Origin of the sequence: Sphingopyxis solisilvae (genome assembly GCF_015475875.1) — a bacterium.
Taxonomy (GTDB): Bacteria; Pseudomonadota; Alphaproteobacteria; order Sphingomonadales; family Sphingomonadaceae; genus Sphingopyxis; species Sphingopyxis solisilvae.
Map to the genome: position 1 here is coordinate 1 of NZ_JADKYM010000002.1, position 17,996 is coordinate 17,996.

The following is a 17,996-nucleotide window of genomic DNA, read 5'->3' on the forward strand; positions in this document are numbered from 1 at the left end:
GCGCCCGATATGTCGGCGGCCGCGCGCGCCGAATCGGGGTTGAGCGCGCGGCCCGCCCCAAACCAGCCGCCGGTGTCGAATGCCGCCCCCGCCAAGCCGCGCGTTGCCGCCGCGACGGCCGAGCCGGGCAAGCGGCCTTGGGCAACCGGGCCGAAAGACCGGCCAGCCCTGAAATCGGATACCGCGTCAGCGCCCGCGCGCATCCCCGGCCGGGCGCCGCCGCAAAGCGGCGGTCGCAAAAAAATCGTCACCGGCAAATGGTGGGATGCCAAAGGGCCGCGCACGATCGAGCTTGGCCCGAAGGGACAGCAGGCGCTGAGCGGCGGTTTTCTGATGCTGTTTGCCGTCGCGTTTGTCGCAGCGATCGTCGCGCTGATCATTCAGCCTTTGCTGCTGTTTGTCGGCGCCTTCCTGCTGTTCCGTTTCGGCAGCAATATTCTGGGGCCGCTGGGCGCGGGGATTATCGACAAGGCGATTGCGGAAAGGGATTAGCCGATCCTCCCTGTCGCATGGCGACGGGGAGGGGGACCGTTCGCGAAGCAAATGGTGGAGGGGCCGCGACGCCGCGTCATAGCCCCTCCGTCAGCGCTTCGCGCTGCCACCTCCCCATGGCTACGCCACAGGGAGGATAGACACCGTTTACGCGTCCACCAAAGCCGGATAGTCGATGTAACCCTCGGCGCCCGGCGAATACCAGGTCTGCGGATTGTCCTGCGACCAGGCGGCGCCGCTCCGGATGCGTTCGACGAGATCGGGATTGGCAATGAAGGGCCGGCCAAAGGAGATGGCGTCGGCCACACCGCTCGCCAGCGCCGCCTCGGCCTTCGCCACATCATAGTCGCTGTTGAGCACCAGCGGCCCCTTGAACGCCTGACGAATTGCGGGCGACTGCTTCGGCACCTCGGTATTCCCGAACGTCCCGTCGGGGCCGGGTTCGCGCAGTTCAAGGAAACCGATGCCGAGCGCGTCCAGCGCCGCGGCTGCCGCCGGGAACAGCTTCTCCGGCGCGCTGTCGTCGACGCCCTGCGTTTCGCCGTTCGGCGACAGGCGCACCGACACCCGGTCGGCGCCCCAGACGCCGGTCAGCGCTTCGGTGACTTCGCGCAGCAGGCGGATGCGGTTTTCGACCGGTCCGCCATAATCATCGTCGCGCAGGTTCGAATTGTCGCGCAAAAACTGGTCGATCAGATAGCCGTTGGCGCCGTGCAGCTGCACCCCGTCGAACCCCGCCTTTTTGGCATTTTCGGCGGCATGGACATAATCGGCGATCACGCGGGGGATCTCGTTCTGTTCCAGCGGACGCGCGACTTCCAGATCGCGACGGCCGACCGGCGTATGAGCGCGGCCCGCGCCGACGGTGGCCGATGCCGACACCGGCGGCTTGCCGTCGTTGAACACCGAATGGACGAGGCGGCCCATGTGCCACAGCTGCGCGATGATCCGCCCGCCCGCGGCATGGACGGCATCGGTCACCGGCTTCCAGCCTTCGACCTGCGCATCGGTCCACAGCCCGGGGGCCGACGGCCAGCCGAGCCCTTCCTGCGAAATGCCGGTCGCTTCCGAAATGATCAGGCCCGCCGCGGCGCGCTGGCGATAATATTCGACCGCCAGCTCGTTGGGGACGAAACCGGGCCCGGCGCGGCCGCGGGTGAGCGGCGCCATGATGATGCGGTTCGGTGCCTCGATGGCGCCCAGCTTGATCGGGTCGAAAAGCGATACGGCCATAAATCCTCCACGTTCCAAATTTCCGGCGACGACCGGTCGGGGCGTCGCTATGGCCCGCAAAGCTATGGTCGCCGCGGTGCCTGCACAATGGTCAGTATCAAAAGAAAATCTAAATGACAGCCAAGATCGAAAGCCTCGACGAGAAAGACGGTGCGGCGACGGTCGCGGGACGCTGGGCGTTTCTGGCGTTGCTCGCGGGAAATATTTCGCTGTCGGTCGGCGCGCTGTTTGTCCGGCTGGCCGACACCGGCCCGACCGCCTCGGCCTTCTGGCGCATGGCGATCGCGCTGCCCTTTCTGCTTGCGCTGGCATGGCGCGAGAGCGGCGGGCGGATGCCGCCCCGCAATGCCATCGTCGTGGCCGGCGCTGCGGGCATTTTTTTCGCGCTCGATCTCGTCGCCTGGCATATCGGCATCCTCCAGACCAAGGTCGCCAACGCGACCTTGTTCGGAAATTGCGCCAGCCTGCTGCTGGTCATCTGGGGCATTTTCCTCGCGCGCCGTTGGCCGCGCGGGTGGCAGGCGCTGGCGATCCTGCTCGCCTTTGCCGGATCGGCGCTCTTGATGGGGCAAAGTTACGAACTGTCGCCCGCCTATCTGGTCGGCGACCTGCTCAGCCTGCTCGCAGGGGTGCTCTACACCGCCTATGTCATCCTGATGCAGCGCGTGCGCGGCACGCTCGAACCCTGGACCGCGCTCGCCATTTCGTCGGTCGTCTGTGTCCCGATCCTGCTCGCCACCGCGATGGGGCTGGGCGAGACGATCATGCCGCAAAACTGGACGCCGCTGATCCTGCTGGCGCTGACCAGCCAGCTCATCGGCCAAGGATTGATGACCTGGTCGCTGCCGCGCTTCTCGCCGCTCGTCATCGGGCTGACCTTGCTCGTCCAGCCGGCGGTCGCCGCGCTCGCCGGCTGGCTGGCGTTCGGCGAGCTGCTGGGACCCCTCGACATTTTCGGCGGGATGATGGTCGGCGCCGCGCTCGTGCTGATCCGGTTGCCGAACCGCCGCGCGGCGCCTATCTAGAGCCTATGGCCTCGATCCTTCCTGCCGATCCGACCCTTGACGAGATCCGCGCCGCGCTCGCGCCGCTGGTCGCGCAGTCGGCGGCGTTCGACGGCTTCGGCGCCGCGGCGCTCGCCGACGCGGCGCGCCGCGTTGCGATTGATTCCGACGTCGCCCGGCTTGCCTTTCCCGGCGGCGGGCGCGACATGGTCGATGCCTGGTTCGCCGACATCGACGCGCGCATGGCGGCGAAGTGGCCCGCCGACAAACTGGCGGCGCTCAAGATCCGCGAACGCATCACGACGCTGGTCGAAACGCGCATCGACCTGCTCTCCCCCGACCGCGAATCGCTGCGCCGCGCGCTCGCGCTGCTCGCGCTGCCCACCAATGTGCCGTTCGCGGCCAAGCTCGGCTGGCGCAGCGCCGATGCGATGTGGCGGCTCGCGGGCGACACCGCGACCGACTATAACCACTACAGCAAACGCGCGATCCTCGGCGCCGTCTATGCCTCCACAATGGCGGTGTTCCTGAACGACGAGAGCGCGGGTTTTGCCGACACCCGCGCCTTCCTCGCGCGCCGGATCGACCAGGTGATGCGCTTCGAAAGCTGGAAATATCGCCGCGCCTCGCGCAGCACCGAACGCCCGAGCCTTGCCCGCTTCATCGGGCGGCTGCGCTATCCGGGGCGCTAGCGAGCCGCGATAAAGCGCTGGCGCTCGACCAGCGTTATTGATAATCGCTCGCAAATGAACCCCAGGCTCGATTCTGCGCCGCTCGGCGTCGCCGTCCGCATTTCCCGTATCGATTGGGACGCCATGTCGCAGGACGAGGGGCGGCGGCTGCGCGAATTCGGGTTGATGGAGGGGATCGAAGTGACCCCGCTGCACCGCGGCAGCCTGTTCTCGCGTGACCCGCTGGCGCTGTCGGTCGGGCGGATGCAAGTGATCATCCGCGCGCGGCAGGCGGCGATGATCGAAGTGGCGCCGACCGCGCCATGACCGCTGCCATCCCGACGATCGCGCTGGTCGGCAATCCCAATGCCGGCAAATCGAGCCTGTTCAACGCGCTGACCGGCGCGCGGCAAAAGATCGCCAATTATCCCGGCGTCACCGTCGAACGCAAGGCGGGGCACGCCAGCTTTGCCGATGGGCGCCCCATGTCGCTGGTCGACCTGCCCGGCAGTTACAGCCTGACTCCGGCCAGTCCCGACGAGGCGGTGACGCGCGATGTGCTGCTGGGAAGGCAGGCGGGCGAGCGGCAGCCCGACGCGCTGGTCGTCGTCGTCGACGCCGCCAATCTCGACAATCATCTGTGCTTTGCGCTCGAACTGATCGCGCTCGGGCGGCCGACGGTGGTCGCGCTCAACATGCTCGACCTTGCGACACGCGACGGGCTGACGCTCGACCCGGCGATCCTGTCGCGCGAGCTCGGCGTGCCGGTGGTGCCGACCGTCGCGGTGCGCAAGCGCGGGCTGGCCGACCTGCTCGCCGCGGTCGACGGCGCGATCCTGTCGCACCAGACGCAGGCGAGTGCGCCGTCCGCCCCGCCGCCCTCCGACGCCGCGCTGCACCAGCGCGCCCGCGCAATCGCACGCGCCGCGACCGTATCCGAAACCCCGGTGCGCCGCTGGACCGGGCGCGTCGATGCGATCGTGCTGCATCCGGTCGCAGGTTTCCTGATCCTGCTCGCGCTAATGTTCGTGATGTTCCAGGGGGTCTATGCCTGGTCCGAGGCGCCGATCGGCTGGATCGAGGGCGGCATCGCCGCCTTGCAGGGCGCGGTCGATGCCGCGTTGCCCGATGGCTTCCTGCGCGGACTGATCATCGAGGGGATTCTCGGCGGGGTCGGGTCGGTGATCGTCTTCCTGCCGCAGATCCTGATCCTGTTCCTCTTCATCCTGTTGCTCGAGGCGACGGGCTATATGACCCGCGCCGCCTTTCTGATGGACGGCATCATGGCCAAGGTCGGGCTGTCGGGGCGCGGCTTCATCCCTTTGCTGTCCAGCTTCGCCTGCGCGGTCCCCGGGATCATGGCGACACGCGCGATTCCCGATGCGAAGGATCGGCTGACGACGATCCTGATCGCGCCGCTGATGACCTGTTCGGCGCGGCTGCCCGTCTACACGCTGATCATCGGCGCCTTCATCCCGAACAGCAACGTCGGCGGCTCGCCGGTCGGGTTGCAGGGGCTGGTGCTGTTCGGCCTCTATCTGTCCGGCATCGTCGGGGCGCTCGTCGTCGCGCTGGTGCTGCGCCGCACCGTCGCCAAAGGCACCGCGGCGGGCTTCATGATGGAAATGCCGCGCTATCAATGGCCGCGGCTGCGCGATGTCGCCATCGCGCTGTGGCAGCGCGCGTGGATTTTCCTCCGCCGCGCCGGGACGATCATCTTTGTCACCACGATCGCGCTATGGCTGCTGCTCAGCTACCCCACGGTGCCGACCGACAGCAGCGAGAGCCAAGTCGATTACAGCGTCGCCGGCCGCATCGCGAGCGGGCTGGAGGTCGTCGTCGCGCCGATCGGGTTCAACCATGACATCGCGCTCGCGCTGATCCCCGCGATGGCGGCACGCGAGGTGGCGGTGTCGGCGCTCGCCACCGCCAATGCGATCGAGGCGGGCGATGACGAGGAGGCGATGGCGCAATCGCTCAGCGAGCGCTTGCAGGGCCGCTGGAGCATCGCCACGGCGCTCGCTTTTCTGGCGTGGTTCGTGTTCGCACCGCAATGCATTTCCACCATCGCGATCACCAAGCGCGAGACCAACGGGTGGAAATGGCCGCTGTTCATGGTTGGCTATTTGTTCGCGCTCGCCTATGCCGCAGCAGGTATCACCTACTGGACAGCCGTTGCCTTTGGACTAGGCTGATCCTTCCAACATTCAAGCGGAGCGGAGCGGCATGGCTGGCAGCGTCAACAAGGTAATTTTGATCGGCAATCTGGGCGCCGACCCCGAAATCAAGTCGTTCCAGAACGGCGGCAAGATCGCCAACATCCGCATCGCGACCTCCGAACAGTGGAAGGACCGCATGACCGGCGAGCGCAAGGAGCGCACCGAATGGCATAATGTCGTGATCAACGGCGAAGGGCTGGTCGGGGTGGTCGAACGCTATCTGAAAAAAGGCTCGAAGGTCTATATCGAAGGCTCGCTGCGCACCCGCAAATGGCAGGACCGCGACGGCAACGACAAATATACGACTGAAGTGGTGATCGCGGGCATGGGCGGCAATCTGACCATGCTCGACGGCGCGCCCGGCGGCGGCTCGCGCGGCGGTGGCGGCGAGGATAGCTGGGGCGGCGGCGGGTCGAGCGGTGGCTCGGGCGGCGGCTGGAACCAGGGCGGCAGCTCCGGCGGATCGTCCGGCGGCGGTAGCGGCGGCGGACGCCCGCCGTTCGACGACGATCTGGACGACGACGTCCCGTTCTGACGAGTAACTGACACGATGCTGAGCGAACAGATCACCGCCGCGGACGTTGCGCGCGGCGTGTGCCGTCTGTTCGCGCAGGCGGGGCTGGTCGCAATCCCCGAAGTGCCGTTGCCCAACGGGCGGCGCACCGACCTGACCGCGATCGATGCCAAGGGCAACATCACGATCGTCGAGATCAAGGTCAGCCGCGCCGACCTCATCGGCGACGGCAAATGGCCCGACTATTGCGACTGGTGCGACCGTTTTTACTGGGCACTGGCGTCGGGGCTCGACCCGGCGATCCTCGACACCCCCGATTATCGCCCCGAAACCTCGGGCCTGATCATCGCGGACCGCTATGGTGCCGCGGTCGTGCGCGAAGCCGCAAGTTGCAACCTCGCCCCGGCGCGGCGCAAATCCGAACTGCTGCGCATCGGCCGCATCGCGATGCGGCGGTCGATGGTGGCGATGGACCCTGAGATCGCGGTGGGCTGGGGCGAAGGCTGAGGCCGTCAGCGTCGCGCAGGAAAATGTTCTCACGCAAAGGCGCGAAGGCGCAAAGAAAAAGAAATCTCACACAAAGACACAAAGATGGCGTGATTTTCCGCGGCCGTCGCTTGTCGCCGCAGGCGACCATCAAAATGGCGCTTCGCGTGGTTTGCGCGCGACGGTGTTCGAGAAGACCACCATCTTTGTGTCTTTGTGTGAGATTATCGAAAGGCCCGCCGCGCTGACTTTTTCTTCTTCGCGCCTTTGCGCCTTTGCGTGAGACATTCTCACAACCGACCTCTGAAGCCCGCCTATCCCCGCGCCTGCATCCGCGCCAGATAGCGCGCGAGGATGTCGATCTCCAGATTGACCAACCGCCCCGCCGCCGCTTCGTCGAGCGTCGTCATCGCCTGCGTATGCGGGATGATGTTCAGCGTGAAATGCGCGCTGCCGTCGGGCTGGTCGGTGACCTCGTTCACCGTCAGCGACACCCCGTCGACGGTGATCGATCCCTTCGGCGCGATATGCGCCGCCAGCGCAGCGGGCGCCGCGACGGTGACTGTCACGCTGTCGCCAACCGGCACGACCGACACGATGGTCCCGACGGCATCGACATGGCCGGTGACGATATGCCCGCCAAGTTCATCGCCAACCTTGAGCGCGCGTTCGAGGTTCATGCGGCGGCCCGCGTCCCACATGCCTGGTGCGGTGCGCGCCAGCGTTTCGGCGCTCGCGTCGATCGCAAACCAATGCCCGTCTGCATCGGCGCCCCTGTCGACGACGGTCAGGCACGCGCCCGAACAGGCGATCGAAGCGCCCAGGTCGATGGTGGCGGTGTCATAGGTCGTGCCGATGATCAGCCGCGCGTCGCCGCGATCCTCGCGCGAACGAACGGTGCCGATGTCGGTGATGATGCCGGTGAACATGGGGCGCGCTTATCCTTCTCTGACCCGCTCGTAAACGTCGAGCCGGTCGCTGCCAAGCAGGCGGCTGTCGGCCAGGCGCCAGTGGCCATGGGCGTCGGCCAGACCGGTCAGGCCGATGTCGCCGAGCGCGGGCTTGCCGCCACCGATCAGGATCGGGGCGCGATAGAGCAAAAGCCGGTCGACGCGGTCGGCGGCGAGAAAAGCCGCCGCGGCCCCGGCGCCGCCCTCGACCAGCACCGAATCGACGCCATCGATCGCTTCGGGCGAGCCAACCGCGGTCCAGCCGGCCGGCGCAATCCCCCGCGTCAGCAGCAGCCTTTTCGGGCTGCGCGCTTCCAGTCCGGGTAGCCGCACATCGAGTTTCGGATCGTCGGCGCCCAGCGTCCCGCGGCCGACGAGAATCGCCTGATGCTGCGCGCGTTCGAGGTGGCCGTGCGCGCGGGCGCACACTCCCGTGATCCAGCGGCTCGACCCGTCAGCCATCGCGATGCAGCCGTCGAGCGACGTTGCGAGCTTGAGCGTGACATACGGACGCCCTGCCGTCTGGCGCGTCCACCACGGCGCCATCGCGGCGCGCGCGTCGGCGGGCAGGACGTCCTCGACAACCGCGATCCCCGCATCGCGCAGCCGCGCGATGCCCTCGCCATCGGTGCGCGGGTCGGGATCCTGCGCCGCGACGACGACGCGCGCGATACCGGCGGCGATCAGCGCGTCGCTGCACGCCGGGCCGCGCGGGCTGGTGTGCGCGCAGGGTTCAAGGCTGACATAGGCGGTCGCACCGCGCGCGGCGTCACCCGCTGCCGCCAGCGCCACCGCCTCGGCATGGGGACGGCCGCCGGGTTGCGTCCAGCCGCGCGCGACGACGATCCCGTCCTTGACGATCAGGCATCCGACATTGGGGTTCGGCGCCGACATCGGCTTCCCCCGCCGCGACAGCGCGATCGCGGCTGCCATCCAGTCGGCATCGGCGGGTACAGGCTGCATGCCGATCAGTCGGCGGCCTGCGATTGCGGACCGCGCGCCGCGCGTTCGGCGAGGGTGGAGCGCTGGGCAGCCACCGGCCTTTTCTGCTTCGCCGCCGCCGCCGCTTCCTCGCCCAAAGTTTCGCGGGTCACCTTGTCGGCCTCCGCCGAATCATATGCGACGCCCATCATGTCGGCGAGGCGCTGATATTCTGCGCGTTTTTCGGCGTTTCGGCGGGTCGTCTCCTTTGCGCGTGCGACCCAGTCGGCGCGAATCTCGTCGGCGCCGCGGTCCTGCTTCCAATTTTCGAAATAGATGATCTTCGGCTGTGGCTTCTCGTAGGGAATCAGATGTTCCGAAAATCCGTAAAACACGACCAGCGGAAGAACGAGCGCCACCCCCCAGCTCGCCCAGCGATGCGGGCGCGGTTGGCGGATATAGGCCCAGAAATCCGACAGGCCGCCGCCAACATCGACAGGTTTGAACATTCGCATCGGCGCAGTTTAGGCGATGCCGCGTCAATTTGCGAGGGGGTCGAAGATTGCACTGAATAGACACCAACCCGGCAACGATTGCAAATTTTGCAATTACAGATGCTCATTTCGCAGTTGCACAATTTTTTGTGCGCTGCAATATGACACTGCCTTTTAGGCATCCTCTCCCAAAACTTTCATGGGCCGCCCCTCGGGCGGCCCTTTTTTTCGACCTTTTTGGTTGAGAGTGCGATTCGCCGTTTCCGGCACGGCGCGCGAATCAGTCCTGGCGCGGCAGCCGTTTCTCGAATCGCCGCACTTCGGCGATAAAGCTGCCCGGCAACGCGGTCGGCTGGCCGCTGTCGCTGTCGATATGCGCATAACCGATTTCGATGTCGGTCAGCCGGTCCGTACCCCGAAATATGCCGCAGTGGATCGTGAAGCTGGTCCGCCCGATCGCGCTGATCCGCGCCGCGATCGTGATCAACTCGTCCAGCCGCGCCGGCGAATGATAATCGATTTCGCAATGCGTTTCACGGATGTCTGTACCATATTGGTCAAAATACGGTCCCGGTTGTCCTTCGCCGAGCGCGCGAAAATATTCGGTCACCCCGATGTCCGCATAAACCAGATAATTGCCGTTGAAGACGATATTCTGTCCGTCGATCTCGTTGAAGCGCACGCGCACGCGCTCCTGCACGCGGAAATCGTCGAGCGGCACGGCGCTGCGCGGGTCGGTCATACGGACGCTCAAGCCGCGAGCGCGGCAGGCGTGCGGTCGAGCGGCGCGCAGGCGGCGGCAAGCCAGCCGCGCGTCGCCTCGTCCATCCCCGGCGCCAGCTTGTCGAACACCGCGGCGTGATAGGCGTCGAGCCAGTCGGCCTCGGTCGCCGACAACAAAGACACGTCGACCAGATTCTGCGCGATCGGCGCGAAAGTAATCGTCTCGAACCCCAGCATCTCCTCCTCGGCGCCCGTGATGCTTTGCGGCACGACGATCACCAGATTTTCGATGCGGATGCCGAAATGCCCCGCTTTGTAATAGCCGGGCTCGTTCGACAGGATCATGCCGGCATGCAGCGGCTCCTCGGTCCCCGCCTGCCCGCCCGCGGGCTTGGCGATCCGCTGCGGCCCTTCGTGGACCGCCAGATAGGTGCCGACCCCGTGGCCGGTGCCATGCGCATAATCGACCCCGTCGGCCCACAGATATTGGCGCGCGAGAATGTCGAGCTGGCTGCCGCGCGTGCCCTTGGGGAAGCGCGCGGTGGCGAGCGCGATATGGCCTTTCAGCACCTGCGTGAAGCGGCGGCGCATTTCGGCGGTAGGGGTGCCGATCGCGATCGTGCGGGTGATGTCGGTCGTCCCATCAGCATATTGCCCGCCCGAATCGACCAGATAGAGCGTGCCCGTTTCGATCGCGCGGTTGGTCGTCTCATCGACCTTGTAATGCGGCAGCGCGCCGTTCGGCCCCGCCGCCGAGATGGTGTCGAACGACAGATCCTTCAGCCCGCCGCCCTGCTCGCGAAATTCGCGCAGCTTCGCCGCGGCGCCCAGCTCGTCGAGCCCGCCCTGCGGCGCGACCTCCTCCGTCCATTTCAGGAAGCGCGAAACCGCGACCCCGTCGCGGACATGCGCGGCGCGGGTGCCGCCGAGTTCGACGTCGTTCTTGATCGCCTTGGGCAGCACCGCGGGGTCGCGATGACGCTCGATCTTGGCGCCGGTCGCTTCGAGCGCGGTAAAGATCGCCGCGACCGCGCGGTCGGGATCGACCGCCACCTTCTTGCCCGCGAGATCGGCGAGCGCACCCTCGAACGCGTCGCGATCATGGATGCGCACGCTGTTGCCCAAATGCGCACGCACCGCATCGGTGATCTTTTCGGGCGCGATAAACAGGTCGGCGGTCGCATCGGCGTGCAGCAACGCAAAGGCGAGGCCGACCGGGGTGTGGCTGACGTCGGTGCCACGGATATTGAACGTCCAGGCGATCGAATCGAGCGCAGTCATCACGGTGGTGTCGAGGCTGTTGGCTTTCAGCCAGTCGGCGATGATCTCGCGCTTTTCCACCGCGCTCTGTCCGGCCAGTGTAGCATCATGGACGGTCACGACCGCGGCGCTCGGCGCGGGCTGGTCGTCCCACGCGGCATCGACCGGATTTTTATCGACCGCGACCAGTTCGGCGCCCTTCGCCGTCAGCGCCTTTTCCAGCCCGCGTGCCCAGTCGATGCTGTGCAGCCAGGGGTCATACCCGACCTTCTGCCCCGCGCTGACATGGGCGCCGAGCCATTCGGCGACACTCGACTGCGGCACCCCGACATAGTCGAACAGCGCGCCGTCGACCTGGTCGCGCACCTGCACCGTATAGCGCCCGTCGACGAACACCGCCGCCTTTTCGGGCAGCACCGCCGCGGTCCCCGCCGATCCGCCAAAGCCGGTCAGCCACGCCATGCGCTGCGCATAATCGCCGACATATTCGCTCATATGCTCGTCGCTGATCGGCACGACAAAGCCGTCGAGGCCGCGCGCGGCGAGTTCGGTGCGGACGCGGGCAAGGCGCTCGGCGTGGATTGAGCCGGGGACGGGGCTGGACATGACGGCTTCCTTGTTCCTACATCGCAGCCGAACCGGCCCATCTGGGACGATGCTGCGGGAGTTTTCTTATGCGCGCTATTTGGATGTTTCTGGCCGCAATTACCACCCCGCTTGTCGCGTCCCCGGCCGCCCTTGCCGCAGAGAAAGAGAGCGAATTGACCACCATCCCCGCCGCTCCGGTCGCCGAAAAACGGCCGCATGACGTGACCTTGCACGGCAAAACGCTGTCCGATCCCTGGTTCTGGCTGCGCGATCAAAGCTACCCCGTAATCGATGACGCCGACATCCTCGATTATGTGAAGGCCGAAAACGCCTATTTCGACGCGGCGATGAAGCCCCACGCCGATCTGGTCGAAACATTGTTCCAGGAAATGAAGGGCCGGATCAAGGAGGCCGATTCGAGCGTGCCGCAAAAGGACGGCGACTGGGTCTATTGGGTCGAATATGAGGAAGGCGCCGAATACAAGAAGTGGTACAGGAAGCCGGCGGCCGGTGGTGATACCCAGCTGATCCTCGACGAGGTCGCAATGGCGGCGGGCAAGGAATATTTCCGCCTCGCCGAAGTGTCGGTGAGCCCGAACGGCAAGCTGATGGCCTATTCGTTCGACGACAATGGGTCGGAGCGCTTCGAGGCGCGCATCCGCAACCTCGAAACGGGCGAGCTGCTCCCCGACGTGATCCCCGGCACCTTATCGTCGCTGGTGTGGACCGCGAACAACGACGCCATTCTCTATGGCCTTGCGAACGAGAATTGGCGCACCGACAATGTCCGGCTGCACAAGCTCGGCACCCCGGTGAGCGACGATAAATTGCTCTACAAGGAAGCCGACATCGGCTTCGGCGTCGGCATCGGCAAGACCGCCGCCGACAATTATATCGTCATCGCGACGGGCGATAACGAGACGAGCGAGGTTTACCTCCTCCCCGCCGACAATCCCGAAGCGCCGATGCAGCTCGTATCGGCGCGCCAGAAGGGCCGCGAATACAGCGTCGATGAGCGCGAAGGCACGCTCTATATCCACACCAACGACGAACACCCCAATTTCCGTGTCGCGACCGCGAGCATCGACAAGCCCGGCGAATGGAAAACGCTGATCCCCGGATCGGATCATAGCTACATCACCGGCCTGTCGATCTTTCGCGACTATTTCGTGCTGGAAGCGCGCGAGAACGGGCTCGATCAGGTCGATGTCCGCAAATATGACGCCCCGCTGACCCCCGGCCGGATCAAATTTCCCGAAGCGACCTATGTGGCCGGGCTCGGCGACAATCCCGAATATCATCAGGACAAGCTGCGCCTTGACTATGAATCGATGGTCACCCCCGACACCGTCTATGACTATGATCTGGCGAGCGGGACGCTCGAAACGCTGAAGGTGCAGGAAATTCCGTCCGGTTACGATTCGTCCCAATATATTACCGAATGGGTGAATCTGCCGAGCCGCGACGGCAAGACGATGATCCCCGCCTCGCTCGTCTACAAAAAGGGCATAAAGCTCGACGGCAGCGCGCCGATGCACCTCTATGCCTATGGCAGCTACGGCTACCGCGTCCCGCCGGGCTTTTCGACGACGCGTTTGAGCCTCGTCGACCGAGGGATGATCTATGCCATCGCGCATGTCCGCGGCGGCGACGATATGGGGCGCGCCTGGTATCTTGCGGGCAAGACGACCGAGCGCACCAACACGTTCAACGACTTCATTGACGTCGCAAAAGGCCTGATCGCCAAGAAATATACCAGCGCGGGCAAGATTTCGATCGAGGGCCGCTCGGCGGGCGGACAGGTGATGGGGGTTGTTTATAACGAGGCGCCCGAATTGTGGGGCGCGGTGCTCGCGGGCGTACCCTTCGTCGATGTCATCAACACGATGGTCGACGAAACGCTGCCGCTGACCCCGGGCGAATGGCCCGAATGGGGCAATCCGGTCACCGACAAGGCGGCGTTCGATTATATGCTGCGCTACAGCCCCTATGACAATGTGACGGCCAAGGCCTATCCGCCGATGCTTGTGTCGGCGGGCCTCAACGACCCGCGCGTGACCTATTGGGAGCCCGCGAAATGGGTCGCCAAGCTCCGCGCGGCGCGGACGAACGATTCGCTCCTGCTGCTGCGCACCAACATGGGCGCGGGCCATGGCGGCAAGTCGGGCCGCTGGGGCGCGCTGCGCGAGGACGCCGAGGAGTTCGCCTTCGTGCTGACGCAGCTGGGGGTGGAGGAATAATGTACCGGTACCGCTAGCGCCGCGCGCTGCGACAGCCGTGCGACAATTCGGCACATCGGTGCGACAGCTCGCCATCACCGCCTCCCCTCCACCGAGGGAGACATGGAATGCGAACAATCTCGACGGCGCGCGCTGCGGGGCTATTGGCTTTGCTGGCGGGCGCATCACCGGCAGTCGCCGAACCCGGCGCCGATGCTGCCATCATCGCGCAACGCCTGCTCGATACGCTGCGCGACACCAACGGCGTCCCCGGCATGGGGGCGGCGGTGTGGCAGGACGGCAGGATCGTGTGGGAGGGATCAAGCGGGCTGCGCGATATCGACCGCGACCTGTCCGTTACGCGCGATACGCTGTTCCGCCTTGCCAGCGTATCCAAACTGTTCACCGTCACCGCCGCCGCCAAGCTTGCCGAAGCGGGCAGGCTCGACCTTGACGCACCGGTGCAGGCGCAGTTGCCCTGGCTCGGCGCGCGCTGGCCCGCGATCACCCCGCGCCAGCTCGCCGCGCATACATCGGGGTTGCCGCATTATCAGGCCATCGATGCGGATCGCGGATCGCGCCATTACGCTACCGGGCGTGACGCGGTCGCCATCTTTGCCGAACGCGACCTGCTGAGCCCGCCGGGAACCGCCTACAGCTATTCATCATGGGGCTATACCTTGCTCGGTGCGCTGGTCGAAGAAAAGGCCGGGCGCCCCTTCACGGATTATGTGAGCGAGGAGGTAGCGCCGGGCATCGCGATCCGCGCCGACGCGACGAACAGTGATAATCCCGACGCCTCGCGCGCCTATGGGTTCGATGCGGGTCGGGTGGTCGAGATGCCGCGCCATGATTTCAGCTACACTTGGGGTGGCGGCGGCTTAAGCGGCACCGCGAGCGCGGTCGCGAGCTTCGGCGGGCGGATGATCGACGGCCGCGTCGTGCGCCCGCAAACCTTCGACGCAATGCTGGTCCCGGTACAGCTGGCCAGCGGCGAAGCGGCCGGAGAAGATGATTATCGCGTCGGCTTCGGGTGGCGGATCGGTTCCGATGCCGACGGCGCGCCATTCCTGTTCCACAATGGCGTCACGCAGGGCGCGCGCAGCACGCTCGGGCTGTGGCGCGGCGAGCGCATTGCGGTCAGCCTGCTTTCCAACGCCGCGTGGGTGTCGCGCATGGAACCCACTGCGCAGATGATCGCGGCACCATTTCGTCCCGTCCCGGCGGGGCTCGTTTCAGCGCCCTGCCCCCTCGAAGCGCGGAATTACAGCGGCACGTTTGGCGACGCCGCGGTTGAAGGCGTTGTCCGCTTCCGGATCGAGCGGGGCTTGTGCGTCGGTACCGCGGAACAGCATCCCGCGATACTGGCCTATTTCGGCACCGCGATGCAGCGCAGTGACGCGCCGCTGACGATCATCGGGCTCGAGTCCAAAGGCGGACTGAGCCGCGCGGGGATCGTCAATCCGTTCGGCATTGCCGATCTTCGCGCGCAAGCCGATGGCAGCTTTGCCGCCGACGTCACCGCAACACGGCGACTGGTTCTGCGTTTCGATCAGCCGGGCAAATAGCCGCGCGCGACCAGAGCGCGTTCGAGCATCGCCGCGCCGCCAAACAAATGGCCGGCGATGCCGACCGATTCAGCGCCCGCGACATTCGCCGCCACATCATCTACGAACAGCGCGCCTGCGGGGTCGATGTCGAAGCGCTCGAGCGCGAGACGGTAGATCGCGGGGTCGGGCTTCATCATTTTTTCGGTGCCCGACACGATGATATCGCGGAAGCGATCGAAGATCGGCTGGGTCGGACGGAAGCCTTCCCAAAATTCATGGCCGAAATTGGTGATCGCAAACAGCGGCACGCCCGCGGCATTGAGCCGCTCGACCAGTTCGAGGCTGCCCGGCATCGGCCCGGGGATCGTCTCGTTGAAGCGCGCGGCATAGGCGTCGATCAGCGGCGCATGGCCGGGAAAGTCGGCCTTGAGCTCGGGCAGCATCTCGGCGAGCGGGCGCCCGGCGTCGTGCTGAAAATGCCATTCGGGCGTGACGACGTTGGTCACGAACCATTCGAGTTCGTCCCGGTCGTCGATCAGCTTGGCAAACAGGTGGCGCAGGTCCCAGTCGAACAGGACGCGGCCGACATCGAAGATTACGCTTTGGCGAATCATAGGCTTTCCAGACACGCGAAAGCGCCGCCGGAAGCATCCGACGGCGTCACGCTTACTCGCAAATGCACGCGGGGCGAAAAAAGCCCCGGCAGGACAATCAGCCCTGGCGCGCCTTGAAGCGGCGGTTGGTCTTGTTGATCACATAAGTGCGGCCACGGCGGCGGATAACGCGGTTATCCCGGTGGCGGTCCTTCAGCGACTTCAGGCTGTTGCGAATCTTCATGGTTCTTGTCCGTAAATCTTGGCGTGTTGACGCGAAGCGGCGCAACTATGGGGAAGCGGGTAAAAAGTCAACCGGCTGCCGGCGAGAAAACGTCGCCCCCGCGAAGGCGGGGCCGTCGTCGGGCTTGCGCGACACCGCTGCGTATACCTCCAGCGGCCCCCACCTACCCGGGGGCGACCGATCCTACCCCGCCAGCGCCTTTTGCCGCCGCCGCTGCACCGACGATCCATAACCCATCGCTTCGCGATATTTCACCACCGTGCGGCGCGCGATGTCGTGGCCCTCGGCCGACAGCCGCTGCGCGATCGTCTCGTCGGACAGGATCGCCTTGGCGTCCTCGGCCTCGATCATCGCCTTGATCCGGCTCTTGACCGCCTCGGCCGATACCGCGCCGTCACCCTCGGTCGCCGAAATACCGCTGGAGAAGAAATATTTGAGTTCAAACAGCCCGCGCGGACAGGACAGATATTTGTTACTGGTGACGCGGCTGACGGTCGATTCGTGCATGCCGATTTCCTCGGCGACCTGACGCAAGGTCAGCGGCCGCATATGCGCGACGCCGTGCAGGAAAAATCCCTCCTGCTGCTTCACGATCGCGCTCGCCACCTTGATGATCGTGCGCTGCCGCTGGTCGAGCGCGCGAACCAGCCAGTTCGCGCTCGCCAGCTGTTCGGACAGCCACGCCTTGCTCTTGGCCGCGGCACCGGTGGCCAGCTCGGTGTAGTAACGGCGATTGACCAGCAGGCGCGGCAGGGTGCCGCTGTTGATCTCGACCGCCCAACCCTTGGCGGTCGGGCGGATGAACAGGTCGGGAACCACCGCCTGCGACCGGTCGCCGCCGAATTTCAACCCGGGCTTGGGATCATAGCCGCGCAGCTCGCGAATCATGTCGGCCAGATCCTCGTCGTCGACCCCGCAGATGCGCTTCAGCTGCGGAAAGGCGCCCTTGGCGACCAGATCGAGATGCGCGATCATCGTCGCCATCGCCGGATCGTAGCGGTCGGCCTCGCGCGCCTGGATCGCGATACATTCGGAAAGGTCGCGGCCGCCGACCCCCGACGGATCGAAACATTGCACCCCGGCCAGCACATTCTCGACCAGCGCCAGCGGCACGCCCAGCCGCTGCGCAACCTCGGCCAAATCGGCGCGCAAATAGCCCGCCTCGTCGATCAGCGCGACGAGCTGTTCGGCGATCATCGCCTCCATCCCGCTGAACCGCTCGCCGACCTGCGCCAGCAGATGCTCGTGCAGCGTCGCATCCTCGCCGGCAAAGCTGTCGAAATCGATACCCTCGCTATCGTTTCCACCCGACAGTCCGACATTGTCGCTGGCGCTGTCGTGGTGAAAGCTTTCGACGGTCATATCGACGTCGAGATCGTTGGCGGTGCCGCTCTCCGACGACAGCGCATGATCCGCATCGAGCGATGCCGCTTCGCTGATCGGCGTTTCGTCGCCCGGGACGTCCATCGCATCGGCCGCGCTGCTGTCGCTGTCGGCCGACGCCGTATCGAGCAGCGGATTGCCCTCGAGCGCTTCGGCCAGATAGGTTTCGAGTTCGAGGTTCGACAGCGCCAGCAGCTTGATTGCTTGCTGCAGCTGCGGCGTCATCACCAGCGATTGCGACTGGCGAAGATCGAGGCGCGGACCCAACGCCATCGAAAGTTACCTGCTTACTTTCCCGTTCGTGTCGAGCCCCTCGACTGCCTTGGCAGTCGCTCGGGATAAACTTCCGGCTTTCCCGGAAGTCGAGACACGTGAAGCCATGCACGAACTCGGCGTATCTCGACTTCGCTCGACACGAACGGAAACGGAAAGCCGCTCATTCGACATTGGTA

The 17,996-nt window shown here is 65.7% G+C and carries 18 protein-coding genes; 9 read left to right on the plus strand and 9 right to left on the minus strand.

Annotated features, from left to right (window positions below):
• A partial coding sequence (locus IR187_RS01980; protein ID WP_407699061.1) for a hypothetical protein occupies positions 1-492 on the plus strand: 492 nt, incomplete at its 5' end.
• A gap of 147 nt (positions 493-639) precedes the next feature.
• Here IR187_RS01980 and IR187_RS01985 read toward each other — a convergent pair.
• A complete protein-coding gene (locus tag IR187_RS01985; protein WP_194953047.1) occupies positions 640-1,725 on the minus strand; it encodes an alkene reductase in 1,086 nt (361 codons plus the stop codon).
• A 113-nt stretch (positions 1,726-1,838) separates the two neighbouring features.
• Between IR187_RS01985 and IR187_RS01990 the strand changes: the two genes are divergently transcribed.
• Genes IR187_RS01990 through IR187_RS02015 form a run of 6 tightly spaced genes read left to right on the plus strand, consistent with a single transcriptional unit; the run spans position 1,839 to position 6,640 of the window.
• Positions 1,839-2,750, plus strand: a complete 912-nt coding sequence (locus IR187_RS01990) for a DMT family transporter (protein WP_194953048.1) — start codon at positions 1,839-1,841, stop codon at positions 2,748-2,750.
• Between the two features lie 5 nt (positions 2,751-2,755).
• Positions 2,756-3,421: a COQ9 family protein gene (locus IR187_RS01995; protein WP_194953049.1), complete on the plus strand. Its 666-nt coding sequence runs from the start codon at positions 2,756-2,758 to the stop codon at positions 3,419-3,421.
• 54 nt (positions 3,422-3,475) lie between these two features.
• Positions 3,476-3,727, plus strand: a complete 252-nt coding sequence (locus IR187_RS02000; protein WP_194953050.1) for a FeoA family protein — start codon at positions 3,476-3,478, stop codon at positions 3,725-3,727.
• On the plus strand, positions 3,724-5,595 hold the full coding sequence (feoB, locus tag IR187_RS02005) for a ferrous iron transporter B (protein ID WP_194953051.1): 1,872 nt from the start codon (positions 3,724-3,726) through the stop codon (positions 5,593-5,595). The genes IR187_RS02000 and feoB overlap by 4 nt, the downstream gene beginning before the upstream one ends.
• A gap of 31 nt (positions 5,596-5,626) precedes the next feature.
• A complete protein-coding gene (gene ssb / locus IR187_RS02010; RefSeq protein ID WP_194953052.1) occupies positions 5,627-6,154 on the plus strand; it encodes a single-stranded DNA-binding protein in 528 nt (175 codons plus the stop codon).
• A gap of 15 nt (positions 6,155-6,169) precedes the next feature.
• Complete coding sequence (locus IR187_RS02015; RefSeq protein ID WP_194953053.1) at positions 6,170-6,640, plus strand: MmcB family DNA repair protein; 471 nt, start codon at positions 6,170-6,172, stop codon at positions 6,638-6,640.
• 293 nt (positions 6,641-6,933) lie between these two features.
• On the opposite strand, the gene IR187_RS02020 is transcribed toward IR187_RS02015, so the two are convergent.
• The 5 genes from IR187_RS02020 to IR187_RS02040 form a co-directional block, all read right to left on the minus strand.
• Positions 6,934-7,548: a riboflavin synthase gene (locus IR187_RS02020; protein ID WP_194953054.1), complete on the minus strand. Its 615-nt coding sequence runs from the start codon at positions 7,546-7,548 to the stop codon at positions 6,934-6,936.
• A gap of 9 nt (positions 7,549-7,557) precedes the next feature.
• Positions 7,558-8,502, minus strand: coding sequence for a bifunctional diaminohydroxyphosphoribosylaminopyrimidine deaminase/5-amino-6-(5-phosphoribosylamino)uracil reductase RibD (gene ribD / locus IR187_RS02025; RefSeq protein WP_194953241.1), 945 nt, complete (start codon positions 8,500-8,502; stop codon positions 7,558-7,560).
• A 35-nt stretch (positions 8,503-8,537) separates the two neighbouring features.
• Complete coding sequence (locus tag IR187_RS02030) at positions 8,538-9,005, minus strand: hypothetical protein (protein ID WP_228765484.1); 468 nt, start codon at positions 9,003-9,005, stop codon at positions 8,538-8,540.
• A 259-nt stretch (positions 9,006-9,264) separates the two neighbouring features.
• On the minus strand, positions 9,265-9,726 hold the full coding sequence (locus IR187_RS02035; RefSeq protein ID WP_194953055.1) for an acyl-CoA thioesterase: 462 nt from the start codon (positions 9,724-9,726) through the stop codon (positions 9,265-9,267).
• Between the two features lie 8 nt (positions 9,727-9,734).
• Positions 9,735-11,573, minus strand: coding sequence for an aminopeptidase P family protein (locus IR187_RS02040; protein ID WP_194953056.1), 1,839 nt, complete (start codon positions 11,571-11,573; stop codon positions 9,735-9,737).
• A gap of 68 nt (positions 11,574-11,641) precedes the next feature.
• On the opposite strand from IR187_RS02040, the gene IR187_RS02045 reads away from it, so the two are divergent.
• Both IR187_RS02045 and IR187_RS02050 read left to right on the plus strand, forming a co-directional pair.
• Positions 11,642-13,795, plus strand: a complete 2,154-nt coding sequence (locus tag IR187_RS02045; protein ID WP_228765485.1) for a S9 family peptidase — start codon at positions 11,642-11,644, stop codon at positions 13,793-13,795.
• A 107-nt stretch (positions 13,796-13,902) separates the two neighbouring features.
• Complete coding sequence (locus IR187_RS02050; RefSeq protein WP_194953057.1) at positions 13,903-15,342, plus strand: serine hydrolase domain-containing protein; 1,440 nt, start codon at positions 13,903-13,905, stop codon at positions 15,340-15,342.
• Here IR187_RS02050 and IR187_RS02055 read toward each other — a convergent pair.
• The 3 genes from IR187_RS02055 to rpoN all read right to left on the minus strand — a co-directional run bounded on the left by IR187_RS02055 (position 15,327) and on the right by rpoN (position 17,817).
• The gene (locus IR187_RS02055; protein WP_194953058.1) at positions 15,327-15,938 is read right to left on the minus strand and encodes an HAD family hydrolase; all 612 of its coding nucleotides are present in this window, start codon (positions 15,936-15,938) and stop codon (positions 15,327-15,329) included. The genes IR187_RS02050 and IR187_RS02055 overlap by 16 nt on opposite strands.
• A 97-nt stretch (positions 15,939-16,035) precedes the next feature.
• The gene (ykgO, locus tag IR187_RS02060; RefSeq protein WP_003046794.1) at positions 16,036-16,161 is read right to left on the minus strand and encodes a type B 50S ribosomal protein L36; all 126 of its coding nucleotides are present in this window, start codon (positions 16,159-16,161) and stop codon (positions 16,036-16,038) included.
• A gap of 183 nt (positions 16,162-16,344) precedes the next feature.
• Positions 16,345-17,817: an RNA polymerase factor sigma-54 gene (gene rpoN, locus IR187_RS02065; RefSeq protein ID WP_194953059.1), complete on the minus strand. Its 1,473-nt coding sequence runs from the start codon at positions 17,815-17,817 to the stop codon at positions 16,345-16,347.
• Positions 17,818-17,996: the final 179 nt, after the last annotated feature.